The sequence below is a fragment of the Streptomyces sp. NPDC006012 genome, from assembly GCF_042871185.1.
Classification (GTDB): Bacteria; Actinomycetota; Actinomycetes; order Streptomycetales; family Streptomycetaceae; genus Streptomyces.
Window position 1 is genome coordinate 160367 of record NZ_JBIAIE010000011.1, and the last position, 22543, is coordinate 182909.

The 22543-nt window shown below is 69.5% G+C and carries 21 protein-coding genes and 3 pseudogenes; 12 read left to right on the forward strand and 12 right to left on the reverse strand.

Features of this window, described 5'->3' with window-relative positions; all coding sequences use genetic code 11:
* Positions 1 to 12: 12 nt before the first annotated feature.
* Positions 13 to 963 (reverse strand): LysR family transcriptional regulator, encoded by a 951-nt coding sequence (locus ACFYPJ_RS20770; protein WP_389019009.1) that lies wholly within the window; start codon positions 961 to 963, stop codon positions 13 to 15.
* An 83-nt stretch (positions 964 to 1046) separates the two neighbouring features.
* Here ACFYPJ_RS20770 and ACFYPJ_RS20775 point away from each other — a divergent pair, with 83 nt between their 5' ends.
* The 5 genes from ACFYPJ_RS20775 to ACFYPJ_RS20795 all read left to right on the forward strand — a co-directional run bounded on the left by ACFYPJ_RS20775 (position 1047) and on the right by ACFYPJ_RS20795 (position 3577).
* Positions 1047 to 1808, forward strand: coding sequence for a sulfite exporter TauE/SafE family protein (locus tag ACFYPJ_RS20775; protein ID WP_389019012.1), 762 nt, complete (start codon positions 1047 to 1049; stop codon positions 1806 to 1808).
* A gap of 117 nt (positions 1809 to 1925) precedes the next feature.
* Positions 1926 to 2390 carry a hypothetical protein gene (locus ACFYPJ_RS20780; RefSeq protein ID WP_389019015.1) on the forward strand — a complete coding sequence of 155 codons (465 nt, stop codon included), beginning with the start codon at positions 1926 to 1928 and terminating at the stop codon, positions 2388 to 2390.
* A 94-nt stretch (positions 2391 to 2484) separates the two neighbouring features.
* A complete protein-coding gene (locus ACFYPJ_RS20785; RefSeq protein WP_389019018.1) occupies positions 2485 to 2643 on the forward strand; it encodes a hypothetical protein in 159 nt (52 codons plus the stop codon).
* Positions 2644 to 2686: 43 nt separating this feature from the next.
* Positions 2687 to 2956: a hypothetical protein gene (locus ACFYPJ_RS20790; protein ID WP_389019019.1), complete on the forward strand. Its 270-nt coding sequence runs from the start codon at positions 2687 to 2689 to the stop codon at positions 2954 to 2956.
* Between the two features lie 141 nt (positions 2957 to 3097).
* Positions 3098 to 3577, forward strand: a complete 480-nt coding sequence (locus ACFYPJ_RS20795; protein ID WP_389019022.1) for a hypothetical protein — start codon at positions 3098 to 3100, stop codon at positions 3575 to 3577.
* Between the two features lie 33 nt (positions 3578 to 3610).
* On the opposite strand, the pseudogene ACFYPJ_RS20800 reads toward ACFYPJ_RS20795, so the two are convergent.
* A pseudogene (locus ACFYPJ_RS20800) lies at positions 3611 to 4412 on the reverse strand (IS5 family transposase).
* 35 nt (positions 4413 to 4447) lie between these two features.
* The gene (locus ACFYPJ_RS20805) at positions 4448 to 4606 is read right to left on the reverse strand and encodes a hypothetical protein (RefSeq protein WP_389019025.1); all 159 of its coding nucleotides are present in this window, start codon (positions 4604 to 4606) and stop codon (positions 4448 to 4450) included.
* Positions 4607 to 4676: 70 nt separating this feature from the next.
* Between ACFYPJ_RS20805 and ACFYPJ_RS20810 the strand changes: the two genes are divergently transcribed.
* The gene (locus ACFYPJ_RS20810; RefSeq protein ID WP_389019027.1) at positions 4677 to 6047 is read left to right on the forward strand and encodes a hypothetical protein; all 1371 of its coding nucleotides are present in this window, start codon (positions 4677 to 4679) and stop codon (positions 6045 to 6047) included.
* Between the two features lie 542 nt (positions 6048 to 6589).
* Here the strand turns inward: ACFYPJ_RS20810 and ACFYPJ_RS20815 are convergent.
* The 5 genes from ACFYPJ_RS20815 to ACFYPJ_RS20835 form a co-directional block, all read right to left on the reverse strand.
* The gene (locus tag ACFYPJ_RS20815; protein ID WP_389019030.1) at positions 6590 to 7465 is read right to left on the reverse strand and encodes a trypsin-like serine protease; all 876 of its coding nucleotides are present in this window, start codon (positions 7463 to 7465) and stop codon (positions 6590 to 6592) included.
* Between the two features lie 556 nt (positions 7466 to 8021).
* Positions 8022 to 8786 carry an SDR family NAD(P)-dependent oxidoreductase gene (locus ACFYPJ_RS20820; protein WP_389019033.1) on the reverse strand — a complete coding sequence of 255 codons (765 nt, stop codon included), beginning with the start codon at positions 8784 to 8786 and terminating at the stop codon, positions 8022 to 8024.
* Positions 8783 to 8938 (reverse strand): hypothetical protein, encoded by a 156-nt coding sequence (locus ACFYPJ_RS20825; protein ID WP_389019035.1) that lies wholly within the window; start codon positions 8936 to 8938, stop codon positions 8783 to 8785. Before ACFYPJ_RS20825 ends, ACFYPJ_RS20820 begins: the two co-directional genes overlap by 4 nt.
* A gap of 612 nt (positions 8939 to 9550) precedes the next feature.
* Positions 9551 to 9967, reverse strand: a complete 417-nt coding sequence (locus ACFYPJ_RS20830; RefSeq protein WP_389019038.1) for a (2Fe-2S) ferredoxin domain-containing protein — start codon at positions 9965 to 9967, stop codon at positions 9551 to 9553.
* Positions 9964 to 11937 (reverse strand): heavy metal translocating P-type ATPase, encoded by a 1974-nt coding sequence (locus ACFYPJ_RS20835; RefSeq protein ID WP_389019041.1) that lies wholly within the window; start codon positions 11935 to 11937, stop codon positions 9964 to 9966. The genes ACFYPJ_RS20830 and ACFYPJ_RS20835 overlap by 4 nt, the downstream gene beginning before the upstream one ends.
* 93 nt (positions 11938 to 12030) lie before the next feature.
* On the opposite strand from ACFYPJ_RS20835, the gene ACFYPJ_RS20840 reads away from it, so the two are divergent.
* Entirely contained in the window at positions 12031 to 12417 is a 387-nt protein-coding gene (locus ACFYPJ_RS20840; protein ID WP_389019044.1) for an ArsR/SmtB family transcription factor, read from the forward strand.
* 12 nt (positions 12418 to 12429) lie between these two features.
* Here the strand turns inward: ACFYPJ_RS20840 and ACFYPJ_RS20845 are convergent.
* The 3 genes and pseudogenes from ACFYPJ_RS20845 to ACFYPJ_RS20855 form a co-directional block, all read right to left on the reverse strand.
* Positions 12430 to 12855, reverse strand: a pseudogene (locus ACFYPJ_RS20845) (aldo/keto reductase); the annotation flags it as partial.
* 39 nt (positions 12856 to 12894) lie between these two features.
* A complete protein-coding gene (locus tag ACFYPJ_RS20850; RefSeq protein WP_389019046.1) occupies positions 12895 to 13932 on the reverse strand; it encodes a zinc-binding dehydrogenase in 1038 nt (345 codons plus the stop codon).
* A gap of 50 nt (positions 13933 to 13982) precedes the next feature.
* Complete coding sequence (locus ACFYPJ_RS20855) at positions 13983 to 14960, reverse strand: aldo/keto reductase (RefSeq protein ID WP_389019049.1); 978 nt, start codon at positions 14958 to 14960, stop codon at positions 13983 to 13985.
* A 214-nt stretch (positions 14961 to 15174) separates the two neighbouring features.
* On the opposite strand from ACFYPJ_RS20855, the gene ACFYPJ_RS20860 reads away from it, so the two are divergent.
* Together ACFYPJ_RS20860 and ACFYPJ_RS20865 are read left to right on the forward strand one after the other, a co-directional pair.
* Complete coding sequence (locus ACFYPJ_RS20860) at positions 15175 to 16083, forward strand: helix-turn-helix transcriptional regulator (RefSeq protein ID WP_389019052.1); 909 nt, start codon at positions 15175 to 15177, stop codon at positions 16081 to 16083.
* A 26-nt stretch (positions 16084 to 16109) separates the two neighbouring features.
* Positions 16110 to 16982 (forward strand): class I SAM-dependent methyltransferase, encoded by an 873-nt coding sequence (locus tag ACFYPJ_RS20865; RefSeq protein WP_389019055.1) that lies wholly within the window; start codon positions 16110 to 16112, stop codon positions 16980 to 16982.
* A gap of 1391 nt (positions 16983 to 18373) precedes the next feature.
* On the opposite strand, the gene ACFYPJ_RS20870 is transcribed toward ACFYPJ_RS20865, so the two are convergent.
* On the reverse strand, positions 18374 to 19099 hold the full coding sequence (locus tag ACFYPJ_RS20870) for a LuxR C-terminal-related transcriptional regulator (protein ID WP_389019058.1): 726 nt from the start codon (positions 19097 to 19099) through the stop codon (positions 18374 to 18376).
* A gap of 709 nt (positions 19100 to 19808) precedes the next feature.
* On the opposite strand from ACFYPJ_RS20870, the pseudogene ACFYPJ_RS20875 reads away from it, so the two are divergent.
* From ACFYPJ_RS20875 to ectB, 3 genes and pseudogenes are all read left to right on the forward strand, one after another.
* A pseudogene (locus ACFYPJ_RS20875) lies at positions 19809 to 20167 on the forward strand (ISAzo13 family transposase); the annotation flags it as partial.
* A gap of 344 nt (positions 20168 to 20511) precedes the next feature.
* On the forward strand, positions 20512 to 21222 hold the full coding sequence (locus ACFYPJ_RS20880; protein WP_389019061.1) for a 7-cyano-7-deazaguanine synthase: 711 nt from the start codon (positions 20512 to 20514) through the stop codon (positions 21220 to 21222).
* Complete coding sequence (gene ectB, locus ACFYPJ_RS20885) at positions 21219 to 22475, forward strand: diaminobutyrate--2-oxoglutarate transaminase (protein WP_389019064.1); 1257 nt, start codon at positions 21219 to 21221, stop codon at positions 22473 to 22475. Before ACFYPJ_RS20880 ends, ectB begins: the two co-directional genes overlap by 4 nt.
* The last annotated feature ends 68 nt before the right edge of the window (positions 22476 to 22543 follow it).

The following is a 22543-nucleotide window of genomic DNA, read 5'->3' on the forward strand; positions in this document are numbered from 1 at the left end:
CCGCCAGTTCGGTCAGCCGTCGTAGACGGGTTGCCGGCCTGCGAGTTCTTCGTGTGCCTTGCGGAGGGAAGGCTCCGCATAGGCCGCCTGGCGCAAATGTTCGGCGAGCGCTGCCGTGGCCGTCGGCACTGCGCCGTCCTTGACGCCCCAGGCCAGTAGGTGGTGGCGGCGAGCCCAGGGGTCCTTCAGCTCGCACACGTCAAGGCTCTGGTCGGGGTCGATGGCGCGGCGCGGTACGACGGCGAGCCCGGCGCCGCCAGCGGCGAGGGAGACCAGGACACTCAGGTTGGCGACGGTGGTGCGGTGGCGCACCACCGGGGCATGGGGCCCCAGGTGCTTCTCGATCCAGCGGCGCAGCGAGGAGTCCGCGTCAAGGCCGACGAGGGGGTGTTCGGCGACTTCGCTGTAGGTCAGCGCGGTCCGCCCGGCAAGAATTCCTCCGGTTTGGCCGATGACGACGAGGGAGTCGTCGCCGAGGGGCTCCATGCGCAGCCCGCAGTCGCCGGCCTCGTCATCGAGGACGACCCCCAGGTCCGCCTCACCGTCGGTGAGCTTCCGCACGGTCTGTGGGGTGCGGCTCTCGGACACGGCGACATCGGCGTCCGGGTGGGCGCGCAGGAACGAGATCAGCGCTTGCGGCACGAGCCGGTGCATGGCGGAGCCACCGGCCAGCAGGGTCAGCGGGGCTATTTGGGACTGGGTGTAGCTCGCGACGGCGCTTTCGAGCCGCGTGGTCTGGGCGAGTACGTCGCGAGCGTGGCGGGCCAGGGTCGTCCCCGCCGGTGTGGGCCGCACGCCCCGTCGGCCGCGGATCAGCAGTGCCACGCCGGCGTGGTGTTCCAGCGAGCGGACTCTGGCGCTGGCCGAGGGCAGGCTCAGGTGCATGCGATGAGCGCCCGCCGTGATCGACCCCTCCGTGACGATGTGGAGAAACAGCCGCAGGTCGTCCAGGTCATAGCGCACCAGCTAAGGCTAAGGCATAGACTTAGGCTGGGTACGTCGATTCCGCATTGTGGAACGACTCCTCCACGGGTGATGCTCGGCAGGTGATCGAGCTTTCTCTTGTCCTGCTGGCCGGTGTTGCTGCCGGAGTCCTGAACGCCATGGGCGGCGGAGGCACGTTCGTCGCGCTACCTGCCCTCGTCGCCTTCGGCCTGCCACCGGTGACCGCGAACGCGGTGTCGCGGGCCGCCCTCGTACCCGGCGCCGTGGCCAGCGCGTGGGTGTACCGACGTGAACTCACCCCTGTGGGGCCTGCGTCCACGAAGGCGCTGACAGTGATCAGTGTGATCGGCGGTGGCGTCGGGGCCGGCCTGCTGCTGGTGCTGCCCGCCTCGTCGTTTGACGCCGCAGCACCGTGGCTGCTCGCCTTCGCCACAGTGATCCTCGCCTTCGGCCGCCACCTCTCCCGGGCGTTGGGCAGCGCGCTGGGCCGCTCGGTCAGCATGAGCTCACGGGCCATCCTGATCGGACAGTTCATCCTCGCCATGTACGGCGGATACTTCGGCGGAGCCGTAGGCATCATGATGCTGGCCCTGTGGAGCATCGGCCTCGGCCTCGACGCCGCGGTCAGCAACCCGATGCGCATCACTCAACTCGCGGCCATCTACCTCAGCGCCACAGTGCTGTTCCTCATCGCCTCGGACGCGCTGAGCGCTTCGCTGCTCCTGACCGCCATGCTGGTCGGCGCCGTGATCGGGGGCTTCGCCGGCGCCCACCTCGCCCGCCTGCTCCCCGCCTTGATGCTGCGGGGCATCCTCCTGACGACGGCCGTGATCACGACCGTCCTGTACTTCCTGCGCGGGTGAACACGGAGGAGAAGCAGTGGTCATCACTGATCATCGGGAGCGGAGGCTGACGCCATGACCGAAAATGGCCCGAATCCTACCGTACCGTACACGGACGCGGCACGAGCGAGACTGCTGATGGCCTACGAAGCCTGCGAACTGGCCGAGCTCGCGCGTGCCGCCGTCCCGATCGGCGAACATGAGCTGAACCCCGACGGCACCACCCGCGCGCCAGGGATCGTGCTGGCAGATGCCGCCCGAGTACTGACCGCCGCGCTGCGGTTCTTCGAAGCCGCCGCCGTGTTCGAGCGCGTGGGCGGCGCCGACTGGCACGTCATCGGCGACATCCTGAACGTGTCTCCCCACACCGCTCGGGTGCGTTTCGCCATGTCCGAAGCCGCCTTCCGGGAAGAACTGCTCTCACCAGAGGGGACTCAATCGGGCACCGCCAGCGAGGTGAGCAGCTTGCGCGCCCACATGACCAGGGAACCGCTGGAAACAGCCCTCGACCTCGACGACTGGGTGCTGCGCCACCAAGATGGCGACAGCGACCTAGGCACCGCACCAGTCTCCGCAGGCTTGGTTCAGAGGAAGACCTCCTGACTCACCGCGAACACCACGACCGTGACATCGCGCAACACGCCGCACTGGCCAAGAGCGTCCTTTCCGGCGCTTCCAGGACGAGTGGGGATTGCTCGTGGTGGAAGTCCGGCTCGGACAAGAAGGGGGAGTCGTCCCCGCACCGGCACCGGGGCATACGACGAAGTCGCAGGTCCTACCGGTGGCGCCAGTAGCGTTGGACCTGCTGAACGTCCGCTTCGAGTACATCGCGCAGGACATCGTCGTCATCAGGTGACTCCAGCCCCAGCGCGCCGGCGACCTCCCGCTAGGACGAAGCCATGTCCGGGTCTCCTGCAGCTATCAAGCAGGACAGCAGTGCCTGGTCGCCTGGTGTGGCCTGGTCCACAGAGGTGAGGACCTGGACGTGTTCCGATGCGCTGGTTCTGTCCCACGGTTCGAATCCGGAGATCGTCCGCGAGGACGCGCCGGGCCTGATCATCACCCGTGGTGTGCAGGATGATCCGGTCCAGATCTGGACGAAGGGCGCCGCTGTCGGCATGCCCGTGATGCATGCGCCGGACGCGCACATCGTCGCGAAGGCGCTGTGATGCCGGCGTGGATCGTTCGGTCGGATGGTGACGGCATCGCCGCGTAGACGATCCTGAGGCGATGCATACGAACTACTGGGCGGTGCTGGCAGACTCGGAGCGGGAGCAGTGGGGGTACGTTCCCCGCAAGGCGGTTGGGCCGTGGTCTTCGGGGCCGATCAGCGTGAAGCGGTCACGATCATGGCGGGGCATGGCTTTGCTGCGGAGGAGAGCGAGATCGAGCGGTGGAACTCGCAGCGCGCTCAGTGGCGCGCCGAGTTTCGCAAGGCGGGAGCGGACAGGCATCGACCTGCTGTGATGACCTACTTCGTCGAAGGCGCCGGTTTGACCTGCGTGCTCGTGGATGGGCTGCGCGGTCCCCAGGTGATCTGTGAGGGGATCCGTCTGATCGGCCGTGTGCCGTCGGAGCTGGACGCGGAGATGGAAGCGCGCGCTGTGGAGCGAGGCTTGGGTATCTCGTACAGCCCCACAGGCGACCTGGGCTGGCCGGACTTCGAGTTTGACCGGGGTGCGCAGCGCGCTGGCGATACTGCAGTGAGCTGGGCGTCGTTCTTCAACACGGTGAAGATCGCGGGTAGTTCCTGGGACATCACTCCGGCAGAGGTCTGGCGCCACTGGTAGGCCCTTGGCGCCGTGACGCAGTGGGAGCCGGTCTCATCGCGTGAGCCGGCGATAGCGGATGAGGGCACTGGCGATGCCCGCGAAGACAAGGAAGTGCTCAGCCTTGTGCTCGTAGCGGCGGTGCAGACGGCGGCAGCCGTTCAGCCAGGACATCGTCCGCTCCACGACCCAGCGGTATTTGCCGAGGCGCCTGGATGTTTCGACGCCGCGGCGGGCGATGCGCGGCACGATCTGCCGCCGCCGCAGCCAACTGCGTCGGTGCTCGTAGTCGTAGCCCTTGTCCGCGTGCAGCTTGGCCGGTCGGCGGCGCCCGGGTCCGTAGCGGGAGCGGATCGGCGGAATGCCGCGCATCAGCGGGATCAGGGCCTGACTGCCGTGCAGGGTGGCGCCGGAGATACCCACCGGCAGCGGCAGCCCGTTGCAGTTGCAGATGACGTGAATCTTCGACCCGAGCTTGCCTCGATCAGTCGGCTGCGGTCCGGTCAAAGGCCCCCTTTTGACCGCCCGGACGCTGACCGAACCGATCGGGCACCGCGACCGGTCCAGCTCGCCGTTCGCGCCAGTCGATCCAGCACGACACGGCGCAGCTTGGCCCACACCCGGGCCGCCGATCAGTCGGTAAACGTCGGTGCACGGTCTGCCAGGAGGCACCGCAGACCGGCGGCACCTGCCGCCACGTGCACCCTGACGTCGCAACGAAGATGATCGCTGCGAGCACCGCTCGATCATCACACCGCCGCCGGCCACCCCGCTGCACGCGGATCGGCGGCTCCGGCGCCACATCCTGGAAGACTTCCCACAGTCCGTTCGGCGCCGGCCGCTCCACTGTCCCCATGCCAGGACAATTAACCACAGCCGATCAAGACACCGTCATGGACGCCGTGTGTGAGCGCGCAGTGCCTGCCGCAGCTTGTGCAGGGCACAGCGGTCCAGGTCTTCGATGACTTCGGGAGATGCGAGCGGGCTGGCCGGTAGCCCGGTGTTCTCCAACAGGGCCGGGAAACCAGGGGCGGTGGGCTGCCCTGCCATGTGATGATCCTGCCGGCGTGCCGGAGCTGCCGGCACGTCAGTCCCGTTACCACACCCTTGGGAGGTAGCAATGAGACTGTTCTCCGCTGGACGTCCGGTACGTCTCAGATCCGGTGCCGTCGTAGCGGTGGTGGCCGGCCTGCTGACCGCCGGCCTCGCCGCGCCCGCGTTCGCTGACGACGACCCGCCGCAGACCGACCAGTTGTGGATCAACGAGCCGTACGAACAGACGCTTCCGCTCGGCACCGACGGGGGTACGCCGCAGTCCCGCACCCTCGGCGTCGGCATCTACCACGACAACGAGAACTTCACGGTGACCGACGGCAGACTCACCGTCGACGTCTCCGACCTCACCGGGGTCGCCGAGGTGACCTGGCCTGACAACTGCACGCCGAGCGGCACGAGTGCGGTCTGCGACGTTCCCGTGGTGCCCGCGATCGGTGGCGACTACGAGGACCAGGTGTTCCTGACGGTGCGCGCGGCCGACGGCGCCGAAGCCGGCGCACAGGGCAGGATCACCTACGAGGCGACGGCCACCGGCGGCCCCGACGGCACGCTCACCGCGCCCCGCGAGAGTTCCGACACCACGCTCACTGTCGGCGTCGGGCCTGACCTCGCCATCGACCCCATCGGCGACATCGAGGACGGTCAGCCCGGCGACACGCGGACGATCCCGCTCAAGATCACCAACAACGGCAATGCAAGCGCGAACGGGTTCACCGTCAAGCTGTACGCCTCGTACGGCCTGTCATATCTGACCCGGTACGACGACTGCACCTACACCACGACGGACGGCGACGACTACGCACCGTCGAACATGGCAATCTGCACGTTCGACCAGGTGTTGGCGCCAGGCGACTCCTTCGAGCTGCCCGAGCCGCTGGCGGTGCGACTCGCCCCGCACGCGCTGAACGAGCGGCTCGACATAGACATCGAGCCGGGCGACGGCGCCCAGGACATCGACTCCCAGAACGACTACGCAGTCCTCCAGATCGGCGTGGAAAACACCGCGGACTTCTCCGTGACCGGTGATGCCATCTCCGGCGCGGCGGGCGAGACGGCCACGGCAGAGCTGACGTTCAAGAACAACGGCCCGGCCTGGTTCGGCAACCTCGGCTCCGGTGACCCGGTCGCCGAAGTCCGGCTGGTCGTGCCCGAGGGCACCAAGGTCACCGGTGTGCCGTCCGACTGCTACCCACGCACCCTCGACGGCGGCTACTACCCGAAGCAGACGGGCGCCCCGCGCTACGACTGCGACCTTCGGTACTGGGTGCTGGAGGACACTCAGCGTACGTTCGCGTTCTCCGTGCGCGTCGACACCGTGGTGCCCGGCGCGACCGGTGCCGTGAGCATCCACCCCACGTTCGGCGAGTTCGGCGAGCACCCCTTCGACTTCGACCCGGACCTCACGAACAACACGGCGGTCCTGGCCGTCAACTGACCGGCCCGGGGACTCGGAGCAGCCGCTCGATCGGCTGCTCCGAACCCGCGCTTCACAGGGCAACGCTGCCCGTGGCCGAGGTCTGAGCAGCGCGTCCACCGTACCTGCGCCGCCGTCTGGCGGTGCCGGCCGGGTACGCCTCTCAACGCTCATCGGCCGGCCGGGACAGTTCCGCACGGAGGGCGTTCTCCAGCCGCACGAGCTGTTGTTTGACCTCGGCGTGCGGGGTGCCGGCGCTCGGTTGGGTCTCGCCGAGCATGAGTTCGGCCTGCGCCGCGAGCAGCCCACGACGGGCCTCCTTGCTAGTGCCGCAACAGGCAACGTTCGCCCCGTCGCGACCCCCGGCACGCACTCTCGCCGCACCGGCCGAAAGCCCAAGTACGTCCAGTACGAGGACTTCCGGCCGGCACGCCGAGAGCACGCACCGGACGCCGCTCCTTGACGGGCAAACGTTGCCTGCCGCGGCACTAGCTGTTCGTGTCTGCGGCAACGCGATGAGGCCGCCGCGGCTTTGCAGGTGATCCCCCTTCGGGCGGCCGTGCTCAGGCGGCGTGGCGGGTCTTGCGGCGGACTGCGAGGGCGGTGCCGCAACCGGCGGCGATCAGCGCGGTGGCCACGCCGATGATTGCCGCGGTGTTGTCGTTGGTGCCGGTCTCGGCGAGGTCGTCGTTGGCCGCGGTCGACGGAGCGCTGTTGGTCTTCATGGTCTTGTCGAGCCAGCCCATGTAGGCGGGCGCGCTGGTGTAGAGGCCGGGGCCCTGCGAGCACGGCACCTTTGGGGCGCCCGGTCCCGAGGTGACGCCGATCAGTTCCCAACGGCCGTCCCGGCCCTTTTTGATCTGCGGTCCGCCGGAGTCCCCGAAGCACGCCATGGCCTTGGGCACGGTGGTGATCGTGCACAGCCGGGTCCGGTCCGCGTAGCCGGGCGCGCACTCGGACTCGGTGCCCCTGCGGGTGTTCAGCTCCTGCAGCCGGTCCGGGAACTTGAACTCGGTCTCGACGGTGGTGCCGAAGCCCAGGAGCCGGGTCGGCGTGCCGGGTGGCCCCGGCTGCTCGGCGATCTTGATGGGCTGCTGGGCGACCGGGTGGTCCAGGCGTATCAGCGCGATGTCGTTCTTGTTGGCGGCCTTGTTGTCGCCGTTGACATAGCCGGGATGGACGAAGGTCCGGTCGATCTTCCGGACGGTGCCGCCGGACTTGCGGTGGTCGCTGCCGACCCGCACGATGCCGTCCAGCTTGAGCCCCTCGACCTTTATGCAGTGAGCCGCCGTCAGCACCCACTGCTGGTCGATCAGCGAGGCCCCGCAGTTCCCGTCTATCAGACCCTGGTCCGGGGCCGACTCCGGGATGACCGCCATAAACGGGTAGCTCTCGGTGGAGTCCGATCCGTTGACGATGGCTCCCGCGCTGCCGGCCATGACAGTGACGCAAGCCGCAGCAGCGAGAGCGCCGACTGCAGCGGTGCGGGCGGTACGGTGACGCGGCGACTTGAAGCTGAACACAGAGGGTTCCCTTTTGCTTGGTGGATCTGTATGCGTTCAGCCTCGTTGTCCGAAACCTGCCGTACCATCCGGGCAACGGGTCGGTCGATGGTGTGGCCAGCCCCCCCTTGTGCACTGGGGCAAACTCGGGGGCCGGAGTGGCGCTGTCCTGTCGCGCTGCCGCTGTCAGATGGTTTCTCGCAAATCCGAGCTGAAACACAAAATGCCCTAGGAGTGCAAACTGACCCACTCGAACCGCGCGACTACGAGCAGATCGCCGTCCAGCTCACCGGGCACGCCCGCGCCGTGGCCGCCGACGTCCGCCGCCGCCCTGCCCAAGAACGACGGCCGCGGCGCCCTCGGCCGAAATCGTCCTCCGCCGTGGGCCCGCTGGAGGAACGCGGGAGAGATGAAGTTCCTCTACTGCAATGATGCTGTGGTCGGTCATCTCTGATTCCAATCCGTAGATCCCACCGCCGTCCGTTGCCCCGGCTCAAGCCCGGCGGCCGCCGTCGACCGACAGGGCGGTGCCGGTGACGTAGGAGGCGTCCGGCGAGCACAGCCACACAGCCGCGGCTGCAACCTCCTCGGACTCCGCCAGCCTGCGCAGCGGGGTCACGGCCGTCTGCTGCTCGACCATCTGCGCACCGGCCGAAGCGACGACACCGTCGAGCATGGCGGTCTTCGTCGGCGCCGGGCACAGCGCGTTGACTCGGATGTTGTCCGGCGCGTAGTCCACGGCGGCCACCTTGGACAGGCCGACGACGCCGTGCTTGCTGGCCACATACGCCGGGGCGCCGGGGATCGCGTACAGGCCGCCGTTGGAGGCGACGTTGACGATCGCCCCGCCGCCGTGTTGCTTCATCGCGGGCAGTTCGTACTTCATGCACAGCCATGTGCCGATCACGTTGACTCGCAGCACGCGCTCCCACTCCTGGACCGACATCTCCGTCAGGACACGGTTGTGTGACGGAATTCCTGCGTTGTTCACCGCGAAGTCGAGCCCGCCGAAGGCTGCCACGACCTGAGTCACGGCACGTTGCACGGACTCCTCGTCGCTGATGTCGACGGCCACGGCCACGGCCTCGGCTCGGCCGCCCTTCTTCGCGATCAGTTCCACGGTCTGGCGGGCGCTGTCCTCGTCCAGGTCGAGCACAGCGACCGCAGCGCCGCGCCGGGCGAACTCAAGCGCGGCGGCGCGCCCGATCCCGCTACCGGCACCGGTGACCAGACCGGCCTTGCCGACGTAGCTGCTCATGCCAGCGGCTCGTGGTTGGCCCAGATCGCCTTGTACGGGTGGCGGCCCTGCCAGCGCTTGATGAGGTCGACCGTTCCGGGCATGGTGAAGGCCGCGTTCAAGGCATCGAGGTCGGCCACGCGCAGCTGCAGGATGGCGCTGGCGATGGCCACCGGTGCGTGGTCGTCGCCGCACGTCGCCCTCACTCTCGCCGGCGAAGCACTCCTGCACCACGGCCGGCACACCCTCAACGCTGTCAGCGCGGCCGCCGAGAAGGCCCGTCGGGCTGGCGATCAGCAAGCCCACCTGCGCCTGGTGATCAATCCCGGCGGTGACGCAAACCTCCTGTCCGGCATCCTGGCCCGGGTGCAGTGGCGCAACTCCACGAGGGCAGTGCAACGCGGCCCACGGGCTCTCGACATGGACGGCCGAGCGGGAGTGTGTCGGGCATCGTGCTTTGCCAGCGTTGTCGGCCAAGCGGCAACACACGCCAACTGTCTGCAGAAGTGGTGGTTGCTCCCGTGGGATACGACCCGCGCGCTGATCGCGTGCTGGGCCTCTTCTAGCCATGCCCGGCCGGTCTCGCCCTCATGGGGGGAGCGGGCGCGGAGGCCGACCAGGCGCCGCTCGACTCCGCCGCGGCCACGCTCGCCCTTGCGGACCTTGGACATCGCGCGGTCGGAAGCGCGCGGGTTCGCGAAATCCCGGAGGGCTAAACACGCGAACCTGCACGTCCGGTACTCGTCAGGGGGCGCTGACGCGCGGGTTCGAGGGCCCGAAGCGCCCTACTCGTCGAGTTCGGTGCGCACTCGGCGCGAAGGGCTGAAGGCGTAGAGGTCGAGGATGCCGGGCGGCTCGGTGACGCCGGGGCCGCCGCTCTCGACCCAGGCGGTGATGTCGGCTGTGGCGTCTCGGTCGTTGACCAGGCCGAGCCAGACGGCCCGGCCGCCGGCCCGGCGCCCTGCCCCGGAGGGCTGGACGACAACGACGTTGGCGCGCTCGCAGGCATCGAGGCAGTCGGTGACCCGGACTGTTGCCGTCCCGTCCAAGGCCTCTCGCAGATGCCGAAGTTGGGCGGCGTGGTCGATGCCGGGGATATTCGGTGTTCCGCAGCAGCAGCCGCGGCACACCGTGACCGTAGGCCGTTCTGCTCCCGCCCCGGCTCCGGGGGCGGAGGCGGCGCGGCGGGAGCGCTTGCTCACGCGGCACCCCGTCGGTCCGGGTTGGTCCAGGCGGCTTCGCGCAGCAGACGTAGGCCGTTGAGGCCGACGATGACGGTGGAGCCCTCGTGCCCGGCGACACCGAGCGGCAGCGGCAGGGTGGCGATGAGGTCCCAGGCCACCAGCGCGGTGATGAAGACGGCGGCGATGACGAGGTTCTGGACGACCAAGCGCCGGGCGGTTCGCGAGAGGGCAACGATGGTGGGAACGGTGGCGAGTTCGTCGCGGACGACGACGGCGTCGGCGGTCTCCAGAGCGAGGTCGGAGCCGGCCTTGCCCATGGCGATGCCGGTGTGCGCGGCAGCTAGGGCGGGCGCGTCGTTGACGCCGTCACCGACCACCAGCACCTTGCGGCCTTCGCCTTCCCATTCCTGTACGGCGGCGACCTTGTCCTCCGGGAGCAGTCCGGCACGGACGTCGGTGATGCCGACCTGGGCGGCCAGCTGGCGGGCGGCGCGTTCGTTGTCGCCGGTCAGCAGGACCGGGCTTCGGCCGGTCAGCTCGGTGAGTGCAGTGACGGTAGCGGCGGCGTCCGGCCGTAGCCGGTCGGCGATGCCGATCACCCCGACCGGGCCGTCGTCGCGCATGACGAGGACCGCGGTCTGCCCGGCCTCCGCCAGCTCCACCGCCGCCGCAGATGCGGGCCCGGTGGTGGCCGAAAGGCGGGCGGGCGATCCGACCTGGACGGTGCGGCCCGCGATGGTGGCGCTCACGCCCTGCCCGGGGGAGGAGGCGAAGTCGAGCGCCTCGGGCAGCGGCAGGCGGCGTTCGCGGGCGACATCGACGATGGCGCGGGCGAGCGGGTGCTCGCTGGGGTGCTCGGCCGCGGCTGCCAGCGCGAGCAGACCGTCCTCGTCCAACCCGGAGCCGGACAGGGGACGGATATCGGTGACGCGGGGCGTGCCCTCGGTCAGGGTGCCGGTCTTGTCCAGGGCGACCGCGTCGACCTGTCCCAGGCGCTCCATCACGACAGCGGACTTGGCCAGCACGCCGTGGCGGCCGGCGTTGGCGATGGCGGACAGCAGTGGCGGCATCGTGGACAGCACGACCGCGCAAGGAGAGGCCACGATCATGAACGTCATGGCGCGGAGCAGTGCGGGCTGGAGCGCGGAGCCGAAGGCGAGCGGGATCGCGAAGACGGCGAGGGTAGCGATGACCATGCCGATCGAGTACCTCTGCTCGATCTTCTCGATGAACAGTTGGGTGGGAGCCTTGGTCTCGGAGGCTTCCTCGACCATCTTCACGATCCGGGCGATCACTGAGTTCGCCGGATCCCGCTCGACGCGCACGCGCAGGGCGCCGGTGCCGTTGACCGTGCCGGCGAACACCTCGTCCCCCGTCTGTTTGGTCACGGGCAGGGGCTCCCCGGTGATGGTGGCCTGGTCGACGTCGCTCGCGCCGTCCAGGACCTGACCGTCGGCGCCGACCCGCTCGCCGGGCCGCACCAGGATGACGTCCCCGACCTTCAGGTCCTCGGCGGCGACTGTCTCCTCGCCGCCGCCGGGCAGTAGCCGGGCCGCAGTCGTCGGCGCGAGGTCGAGCAGGCCCCGTACGGAGTCCGCCGTGCGGGCGGTCGCCACCGCCTCCAGGGCGCCGGAGGTCGCGAAGATGACGATCAGCAGCGCCCCGTCCAGGACCTGCCCGATGGCCGCAGCGCCGAGGGCGGCCACCACCATCAGGAGATCCACGTCCAAAGTCTTGTCCTTCAGTGCCTTCAGGCCCTCCCAACCGGGCTCCCAGCCACCGGTGATGTAGGTGGCGGCGAACAGCGAACCCCACAGCCACGCAGGGGCGCCGAGCAGGTTGAGCGGGAGGGCGATCAGGAACAGGACCAGCGCGGCCAGCGCCCACCGGGCCTCCGGCAGCGCCAGCACCCGGGTGCGCCGCCGAGGCGGAGCCGGGCGCGGCCCGGCCGCGGCCGGCGCGGGCCGCTGATCCAGGACAGAAGACATGACAAAACAACCCTTCACGGGCGGACGGGACAACACATCCACCATACAGGAATGTCTGAACAGGTCTTCAGGTGTGATGGGTATGATGTCCACATGGGCCACGGAACCGACACCGCCAGCAACGCCACCACCCGCGAGCGCCTCGACGCTGTCGGCACCGCCGACGTCGCCGCCACCCTCCAGGCCCTCGCCACACCCTCGCGGCTCTACATCCTGGCCCGTCTCCAGGAAGGCGCCTGCTCGGTGAGCGACCTCGCCGAAGCCGTTGGCATGGAAGCCTCCGCCTGCTCCCACCAACTGCGCCTGCTGCGCAACCTCGGCCTGGTCACCGGCGAGCGCCACGGCCGCTCGATCGTCTACGCCCTGTACGACAACCACGTCGCCGAACTCCTTGACCAGGCCCTGTACCACGTCGAGCACCTGCGCCTGGGTGTCCGCGACGTCCCGGCCGCCCTAGCCGAGCCCGCCGTCGCCGACTGATACGCCGACCGCTACCAGGGGGTCGGGGTAGAAGTCGGCGACACCGACCGCCTTCGTCAGGCCCTCGCGGTCGAGGGTCTCCATGGCGCGCCACTGGCCGTAGACGTCGCCGAAGGGCTGGTGCATCAGATACAGGTCGAGATGGTCCAGGCCCAGCTTGTTCAGGGACGTCTCGAACGCGCGGCGGGTGTTGTCCTGGGCGGGGGCGTCCTGGACCCACAGCTTGGTGGTGACGAACAGCTCCTCGCGCGGGATGCCGCTGGAGGTGATGGCGCGGCCGACGGCTTCTTCGTTGCCGTAGGCGGCGGTGTCCAGCAGTCGGTAGCCGACGGTCAGGGCCTCGGCGACGGCGCGCTCGGTGTCGTCGGCGGGGATCTGGTAGACGCCGAAGCCGAGGATCGGCATTTCGACGCCGTTGTTGAGGGTGACGGTCCGCATGAGCGGGACGTCCTTCGCTGTGCGGGTGGGGGCGGGTGGTCAGGGGCGGATGAGGGCCTTGAGGACTTGGCGGTCGGCCATGGCCCGGTAGGCGTCCGGAGTCCGGTCCAGGGGGAAGGTCTTGTCGAAGACGCGGCCGGGGGCGATGGTGCCGTCCAGGACGTCGGCGAGCAGTTCCGGGATGTAGGCGCGGGCGGGGCTGGCGCCGCCGGTCAAGGTGATGTTGCGCATGAACCCGGTCGGACCGATCGGGCCCTGCTCGTACTGGGGGACGCCCAGGCGGCTGATGGTGCCGCCGTCCAGGACGGTGCCCAGCGCGGTGTCGAGGGCCTGGGGGGTGCCGACGGCCTCGATGACCTTGTCCACGCCGCCGGTGCCGCCGGTCAGCTCGCGGATGCGGGCGATGCCTTCCTCGCCGCGCTCGGCGACCACGTCGGTGGCACCGAACTCGCGGCCCAGGCCGGTGCGGGATGCGTGGCGGCCGGCGAGCACGATCCGTTCGGCGCCGAGCCGCTTCGCGGCGAGCACCGCGCACAGGCCGACCGCTCCGTCCCCGATCACAAGCACCGCATCACCGCGGCCGACGCCGGCGGTGACGGCGCCGTGGTGGCCGGTGGTCATCACATCGGACAGCGCCAGCAGCGACGGCAGCAGCGCGGAGTCGGCGGCCACCGGCAGCTTCACCAGGGTGCCGTCCGCGTGCGGGACGCGGACGGCCTCGCCCTGCCCTCCGTCCACGCCGTCGAAGCCGTACCGGCCGCCGTTGCGGCAGGAGATGTGCAGGCCCTTGGCGCAGTAGTCGCAGGTGTTGTCGCTGTAGGTGAACGGTGCGACGACCAGGTCACCGGTCTTCAGGCCGGACACGTCCGCGCCGGTCTCCTCGACGACGCCGAGGAACTCATGCCCCATGGGGCGGCCGGTGCCGGCGGTGGGCATCGACTGGTACGGCCACAGGTCGCTGCCGCACACGCACGCGGCGAGCGTGCGCACCACGGCATCGGCCGGCTGGACGATCTTCGGGTCGGGCCGGTCCTCGACGCGGACGTCGCCGGCTCCGTACATCACTGCTGCACGCATGAGGGTGCTACTCCAAACGAGGGGTCGTGCTGTGGTCGGGACGACGGGTGTCAGCGTTCGAGCATGCGGGCCTGGGCCTCGGTGTGGGTGGCGCCGGCGGCGGGGGGCAGGCCGGAGAGCCGGTCGAGCTGCTCGGCGGTCAGCGTGACAGCGTCGGCGGCGGTGTTCTCCTCGACCCGGCTGACGCGCTTGGTGCCGGGGATCGGGGCGATGTCGTCGCCTTGCGCGAGGAGCCAGGCCAGCGCCACCTGACCGGCCGTGGCACCGGCCTCATCGGCCAGGGCCTTGACCTCGTCGGCCAGCGCCAGGTTGCGCTTGAAGTTCTCACCGGTGAAGCGGGGGTTGTCGCGGCGGAAGTCGTTCTCGTCGAACTGGTCGGTGGAGCGCACGGTGCCGGTCAGGAAACCGCGGCCCAGCGGGGAGAACGGCACCAGGCCGATGTTCAGCTCCCGCAGCACGGGCAGCACGCGCTCCTCGATCCCGCGCGTGAACAGCGAGTACTCGGACTGCACCGCGGTGACGGGCTGGGTGGCATGGGCGCGGCGGATCGTGTCCGGGCCCGCCTCCGAGAGGCCGAAGGCGCGGACCTTGCCCTCGGCGATCAGCTCGCCCACGGCGCCGGCGGTCTCCTCGATCGGCGTGTTCGGGTCGACGCGGTGCTGGTAGTACAGGTCTATGCGATCGGTGCCCAGGCGCTTGAGGGAGCCCTCGACGGCGGTGCGGATGTTGGCCGGGCTGGAGTCCAGGTTCCAGGCGCCGTCGCCGCCATGCGAGACCAAACCGAACTTGGTGGCCAGCACGACCTTGTCGCGGCGGCCTTTCAGCGCGCGCCCGAGCAGGTCCTCGTTGGTGTAGGGGCCGTAGATCTCGGCGGTGTCGATGAGCGTGACGCCCAGCTCCAGCGCCCGGTGCACGGTCCGGATCGACTCCGCGTCGTCGGTGCCCGAGCCGGTGTAGCCGTGGGACATGCCCATGGCTCCCAGGCCGATCCGGGAAACCTCCAGGTCACGCAGCTTGATGTAGTGCATCTCGCCTTCTCCGGTTGGTGGCGTTGCCCGTCCCCTCGCTGCCGCGCGGCCCGGCAGGTCATGCCGGGCGGAGCTGGGCGGCGTCGAGGGGCGGCGTCTTCCGCATTCACCGTCGCCCGGATTGCTCCGGTGTGGCAGGGCGGGCTGTTCAGGGGTAATGACAGGGCCCCCCTCGGCCCTGCGCGGCGGGTGCCCATCGGGTGAGACTGGAGTCATGGCATCGACGAGCGCACACAGCGAGGGCGCCGAGCTGGGCCGCTACCTGCGCGCCCGCCGCACCCAGACCAGCCCCGAACACGCCGGCCTCACCGTCGGCGCCGGCATCCGCCGCACCCCCGGCCTGCGCCGCGAGGAGCTGGCCACCCTGGCCGGCATCAGCATCGACTACTACGTGCGCCTGGAACGCGGCAAGGAGACCCGCCCCAGCCCCGCCGTCCTCGACTCCCTCGCCCGCGCCCTGCACATGGACGACCAGGAACACCAGCACCTGCGCGAGCTCGCCGCCCGCGCCGCCCGCTACGTCTGCGAACCCCCGCCCGCCCCCAGCCGCACTGTGCGCCCCCACCTCAAGCTGCTGGTCGAGTCACTGCGTCCGAACCCCGCTTACGTCATCAGCCGTAGCATGGACATGCTGGCCTGGAACCCCGGCGGCCTCGCCCTCTACGCGGGCCTGGAGGACTGGCCGGCCAAGCACCGCAACCTCGCCCGCTACCTCTTCCTCCACCCCGCGGCGCGCGGCCTTTTCCCCGACTGGGACCGGCAGATCACCGCCTGCGTCGCCCGCCTGCGCACCATCGCCGGCACCGCCCCCGACGCCCCCGACCTCACCAACCTCGTCGGCGAACTCCTCCTCAAAAGCCCCGACTTCGCGGGCCTGTGGGAGCGCTACGAGGTGACCGGACGCAAGCCCGCTCACAAGACGTTCCAGCACCCGCAGGTCGGAACGGTCACCCTTACCTCGCAGTCACTGCACATCGAAGGTACCCCGGGCCAGCGCATCGGCGTCTACACCGCCGAACCCGACACCCCCGACCACGACGCCCTGCTCCTGCTCGACATGACCGCACCCCGACCCACCGGACGTCCTGCTGCCACTGCGAAATCCACCGGCCAGCCGCGGTAGGCAGCTTGCGGCACTAGGCTGGCGCGGTGACTGATGAGCAGGAGCGGGTGCAGCCGTCCGGAGTGTGGGCCACGGCGGTGGGGGTGGCCAGGGTGCGGGCCCTGGAGACCGAGCGGGAGAATGCGCTGTTCCGCGACCCACTGGCCCAGGCCTTCGCCACCGCCGGCGGCCTGTGGCGCTCCTCGCCGCCGCCCGATGACGAGGCCGCGCGCCGCCGCCGGCTGGCCGTGTCGTTCTCCATCGTCATCAGGACGAAGTTCCTCGACGACCTGTTGCAGCAGGCATCCGCGTCCGGGGTCCGGCAGGTCGTGCTGCTCGGCGCCGGCATGGACAGCCGGGCCTTCCGGCTGGACTGGCCCGAGGGCACCCGGCTGTTCGAGGTCGACACCGCCGCCCCACTGGACTTCAAGGCTTCGGTGCTTCGCCAGGAGCGGGCCGTTGCGCGCTGCGAGCGGATCACCGTCGCGGTGGATCTGCGTGAGGACTGGCCAGGCGCGCTGGCCGCCGCAGGGCACGACCCGGCCGTGCCGACCGCGTGGATCGCCGAAGGACTACTGATCTATCTGCCCGAGGATGCGGTGGAGCTGCTGCTGGCCCGGATCAGCGCGCAGTCGGCGGCAGGCAGTCGGATGGGGCTGACGTTGGGCTCGCGCGGTGTGATCGAGCGCTTCAGCGCGGATGCCGCGCCGGGATCGGCGGCGTCCCTGTGGGTCTCGGAGATGCCCGACGACCCGGTGGGCTGGCTGGCCGGGCACGGCTGGGAGGCCGACAGCTACACCCTGCGGGAGCGCGCTGCCGCCTACGGCCGCCCGATCAGCTCCCCGCCGCAGCGCGAGGAGCGGCCCGGCGGGCTGGTCTCGGCGGTCCGCCGGCAGAGCGCCTCCCGGTTCCCCAAATGATCGACCGCCCGGCGCGACGAGTTATTCGAACTCACCGACGCATTGATGTGTGGGGACGGTGCGGTGAAGTCCCCCGATCCGTGGTGTATCCGCGGCGACTCGCGTAGCGATCCGGAAGTTGGAAGAAGAGCGCCTGTGGGCTGGGGCTGTGGCCGCTGCCCTGGCCGAGTGCCGATCGTATTTGGGGCAGCCAGGGCGCGTTCTGCCGGATCCGGTGATCGGCTGCGAGTGCTGTCACCCTTTGGTGGCACGAGACCGTGTGGAGGACGTGCTGCTGCGGCTTCCCCGTGGTGCTCGGCCAGACCTCGGCAGGCTCGTTGCCAGGTTGGACGCCGACTTCGACCGCAGGGCCGTCTCCCTCAGCTCTCACCTCATGCTGGCAACCCCCTTCAGCGCTTGCGGGTATTGGCGCCGGCGGTTCATGGAGAACTGAGGGTCGGATGGTCTCTCGCCGCTCAGCCGGCGGCCTGTTGCCCGGCGCGGGCGCGGGTGGTGGCGAGGCGGTAGGAATCGGTGCCTTGTCGGCGTACTCCTCTGGCTGGCCCTGGCAAGATTTTCGTAGTCGCGGATTATCTCGGTGACATGGTCGGCCGGCCCGTACGGCGGCGGAGGTGGCGATCAGACCGACGCGGTGGCGGAGTAGCGAGACTCCGGCGCGGCTGGCCATCAGGCGTTTCTGCAGCTTGACATCAGTGATGCGCCCTTCGTTGACTCCGGGGTGGTAAGAACAGGCCGCTGACCTGGCCGCAGAGCCGTTGGTTGTCGGCGTGAAGAACCTCCGGGTCGGTGCGCTTACGCACGGCACCGCCCGCTGGCCGGGGCTCGCCGCCTCCGGCTGCGGTTCGGGCCTGCTGGGCGTGTGCGGCTTCGATTGCGCGGCGCCGGCAGGCTGTTCAGGGGCGTGACTCTTCGCCAACGGCCCCTCTTTATGGCGACGTTGCTCGACACCTCCAAACGTGAAGAACGGCCGCCCCCGCTGTCCCGGGAACGAAACGAGAGCAGCGGGTCAGGTGAACGGGCGAGGTGACACACCAAGCTGAGACGGAGGTTCAACGCGAACGAGTGCTCCGCACACGTCGACGGTCACGATCGCCAGTAGCTCCCGGAACCGGCGCCAAGGCCAAGCTCACCCCGGTCGGCCGGATCCTGGCCACCGTGCTCCACCTGCGTGAACTCGGCGGCGGACTGTCCCCCTTCTTGTCGACATCGCCGCCCGCCCGCCTTGGGAACGCGAGTGCCGGCATCAGCCCCTTGCCCCCAGGTCCCACCCGTCCAGCCCTCGGGCAGGGCCTGGCTCGCCCGGGGCGACGGCGGCCCTCAGCACACCCACCGCGGCCCGCACGCGAGCCCGCCGACGGGGTCGTCTCCGGGTTCCCGGTGTTCGCCTGCGGTCAGATGTAACCCTCCCGGATGGCGTAGGCCACGGCGTGGGCCCGGTTCTTCAGGTGGAGCCTCATCATGACGTCGTGCAGGATGCCCTTGACGGTTCGTTCCGAGTAGCTGAGCCGGTCGGCGATCTCCTTGGTGCCGAGTCCCTGCGCGACCAGCTTGAGGACGCTCAGTTCCCGGGCCGTGGGACGGCCGGCAGGAGGGGTGCTCCGGGATGTCTCACGGGCCCGGCGGCCCAACTGGTTCATCAGCCGGCGCAGGAGGTCGGAGGGTATGTCGCTCTCGTCACGGCCGGCCGCGTGGATCGCCTTGAGGAGCCGTTCCCGTGTGGCCTCGTGCCGCCAGACGATGGTGTGAATGCCTGCCTCCATGACCAGTTCCAGCTGGTTCTCGTCGAGTTCGCCGACGACCAGGACGACCCGTTGCCGGCGATCCGCCGACAGCTTCCTCAACCGGACGGCTGCTGTCGCGTCCACGCGGTCGAGCAACACCACGGCGAGGTCCTTCGACGCTCCTGCGTCGCGGCTCAGGTGCGTTGTCTCCGTCATGTCGTGCTGCTGGGTGATGTGGCTTGCCACTCCGGCACGTGAGAGCGGATCGCCCTCGTGGACAGTGACCTTGATGACCGGCGCGGAGGGGCAGCCGGGCTGTGCACGGCTGGCGATCTGCAGGGTCGATGAGCTGTCATCAGGCAGTAAAGGACGCAGCATCATTACAATCCTCGTCACGTCGTTCTCGTATTCCCCATTGATGATCGTGCATTCTCGGGAAAAATCAAGAAGCTAGAGGCTATTCGTGTCGGTCGAGCGGGATCGCTTCCTGCGCTTCGTGGTGAAGGCGCACTGCCGGACGCGAGCTTCCGCTGTCGGACAGCATATGAGAGCGTCAGGTCTGTACACCGCTACACACAGGAAGGGAGATGGCAAGAGCAACGAATCGCAGGAGCTGGCGGTTCACGTGTCCATGCTCACGGCAGCAGAGATGGCCACCTGGCCATTTCCTTGCGTATGCTGATTCTCCGTCAAAAGGGCGGCTGCGCAGAAAAGGTGAGATGTGCAATGTTCCGGAAGAGATGGGGGCGAGCAGTCGTTGTTGCAGCCGCGCCGCGGCTGGTTCGACTGGCGTAAACCTGACGGGGGTTGCTGATGCGGCTCCTGCAAGTCGACCCGCCACGGCGGGTTGCACGAGTGACTGTGACTACGCGGAGCCGGGATCCATATAGACACCAGTCCCGGTAATGATGCTGTGGGTTGGGCTTGGATTTACCAAGGTAACAACATTTCTCCCACTTGAATGTAACTTCACGGACGGCAGTAAGACCGCAAATCGCGCGGAATATGCAGAATATGGTGTAGTCGAGGATGGTTTCGATAAAAGCATTCACGGTTTCCACATCTGTGTAACCTGTCTTGCAGGCCCCGTCCCACCGTGAACTAATTGCCAGCCGATACGCTTGGCCGCGTCCTTGGATACAGAGGTCATCTGAATGAGCGGCAGCGGCGGCCGGCGCTCGGTGCGGCTGCGCGGGTCTGTGGCCAGGGCGGGATCCGGCTGACGGCCGGTGCCGTGGGCGCTGCGGAATCCACGGTGTCGCGTGGGCTGCGCCCGTTGGAGCGGGGCTGGCAGGAGAGCGCCCGGATCCGGGCGGCCGCCCGGACCGCAAGCGGTTACGGGATCTCGACCGGGAGTTGGTTCCGGGTCTGCTGACGCTGTTCGAGCCCGACGAGTGCGGAGATCCGGAGTCTCCGTCGCGGTGGACGGTGAAGTCCACCCGCACCCTGGCGGCGGAGCTGTCGGGGCGGGCTGTCGGGTGGGCCTGGCACGGTGGCCCGATGCTGCTCCTGGCCTCGCCGCTGCTTTCGCCGGCGTCGTCCATGCGGCCGTCGGCGCCGCGCTTCACGTGCGCCTTGCGTTTCGCGCTGGTCAGTGAGGCGACGGGTCGCCATTCGGACCGTCCGATCGGTCACGTCCGTGCGACCGTTCGGGTGAGGCGTGACCGGCGGGCTGCCGCCCCGCGGACGGTCGCACGGCCCCCTCGTACGTTGCTCGCCCACCCCGTACTGAATCACGCTGAGTCACACGGGCAACCGAGCTGGGCGGGCCCGTGCCACAGGTCTCCCATCCCAGGCGAGGACGGCACGTGACGAAGACCATTGCGGTGGTGTCGGGTGGCATCGACTCGGTGACCATGGCGTATTACCTCCGAGACGAGGGCCACCAACTCCATCTGGTGTCGGTCGACTACGGGCAGCGCCACCGACGCGAGCTGGGGTGTGCCCGGCTGGCCGCGCAGCGCCTCAGCGCCCCCTATGAGGAGGTGGACCTGAGCGCTGCTCGCGGCGTGCTGCGCGGGTCCTCCCTCACGGATGCGTCCATCGAGGTGCCGGGCTCGCGGTCCGGGGGAACCGGGTCCGACGGCCGGCCCGGGAGCCGCGCCAACATCGTTCCGAATCGCAACGCGATCATCCTCTCGGTCGCGTATGCGCTCGCGGTGGTCGAGCAGGCCGACGCCGTGGCGTTCGGGGTGATGGCGGAGGACGTCGGCCCGTCCGACACCTCCCCGGAGTTCCTGCGCGCCTTCCGGGACATGGAGCGGATTGCCACCCGCGGTGACGCTCGGCCCGGCCTCGACCTGCTCGCGCCCCTGATGAAACTGCCCAAGCGCGCAGTCATCGAGCTCGGGGCCCGCCTCGGAGTGCCGTTCGAGGACACCTGGACGTGCTTCAGGGGGCAGGAGGTCCACTGCGGGGACTGCGCGGCCTGCACGGAGCGCCGGGACGCCTTCGTCGCGGCGGGCGTGCACGACCCCACCGAGTACGCGCGCACCAGCAGGCCGGGCGGCGTGTCATGACTGTCTTCGACGAACTGGAGTCCGAGGTCCGCAGCTACAGCAGGAGCTGGCCGACCGTCTTCAACCACGCCTCAGGCACCCGGCTGTACTCCGAGGACGGACGCCCCTACCTGGATTTCTTCACCGGTGCCGGGGCGCTGAACTACGGCCATAACCCGCCCGTGCTCAAGCGGGCCCTGCTCGATTACCTCGCAGGCGACGGCGTGGCGCACTCCCTGGACATGTTCACCGTCGCCCGCAGACAGTTCCTTGAGGCCCTTCGGGACCTCATCCTGCGCCCGCGCGGCCTCGACCACCGGGTGGTCTTCCCGGGGCCAGGCGGCGCCAACGCCGTCGAGGCCGCGTTGAAGCTGGCCCGCCGGGTCACCGGCCGGTCCACCGTGCTCCACTTCACCGGTTCTTTCCACGGCATGACGCTCGGTGCCCTCGCGGTGAGCGGCAACGCGGCCAAGCGCGCCGCCGCCGGGGTTCCGCTCACCTACACGATGCCCCTGCCCTATGACGGGTGGGGCGGGGACGCGGACCACATCGACCGGATGCTCGACGATCCCGGCAGCGGCCTCGACCTGCCCGCCGCGGTGATCGTGGAGACGGTCCAGGGCGAGGGCGGGGTGAACGCGGCCTCCGTCGGCTGGCTGCAGGCACTGGCCGCCTCCTGTGCCCGCCACGGGGTGCTGCTGATCGTGGACGACGTCCAGATGGGCTGCGGCCGCACCGGAGGGTTCTTCAGCTTCGAGGACGCCGGGATCGTGCCCGACATGATCTGTCTCTCGAAGGCGATCAGCGGGTACGGCCTGCCGCTGGCCCTCACCCTCGTCCGTCCCGAACTCGACGTGTGGCGCCCCGGCGACCACAACGGCACCTTCCGCGGGATCGCCCCGGCCTTCGTCACGGGAGCGGCCGCCCTGCACGCCTATTGGTCGGACCCCAGCCTGGAGAAGGCGGTGCGCGAGCGCGGCGAATACCTGGCCTCGGGTCTCGCCGAGGTAGTGCAGACCCACCCCGGGGCGGGCCTGCGGGCCAAGGGGCGCGGCCTTGCCGTGGGGCTCGACTTCGCAAGCCTGGGACCCGACGCGGGCAGAACAGCCTCGCGGGTGCAGGCCGGCGCTTTCCGGCAGGGCCTGCTCGTCGAGACCTCGGGCGCGGACGGCTCCGTCGTCAAACTGCTGCCCCCGCTGATCGTGACCGACGAGGAACTGGTGGAAGGTCTCGACATCCTTGCCGCCGAGACCACCCGGGCGCTCGCCGGCTGAACGACTCCCGCTCCGACTCCCGTTCCGATTCCCTCCCGGCATCCCCGGTCCGTATCCCACCGACTGGA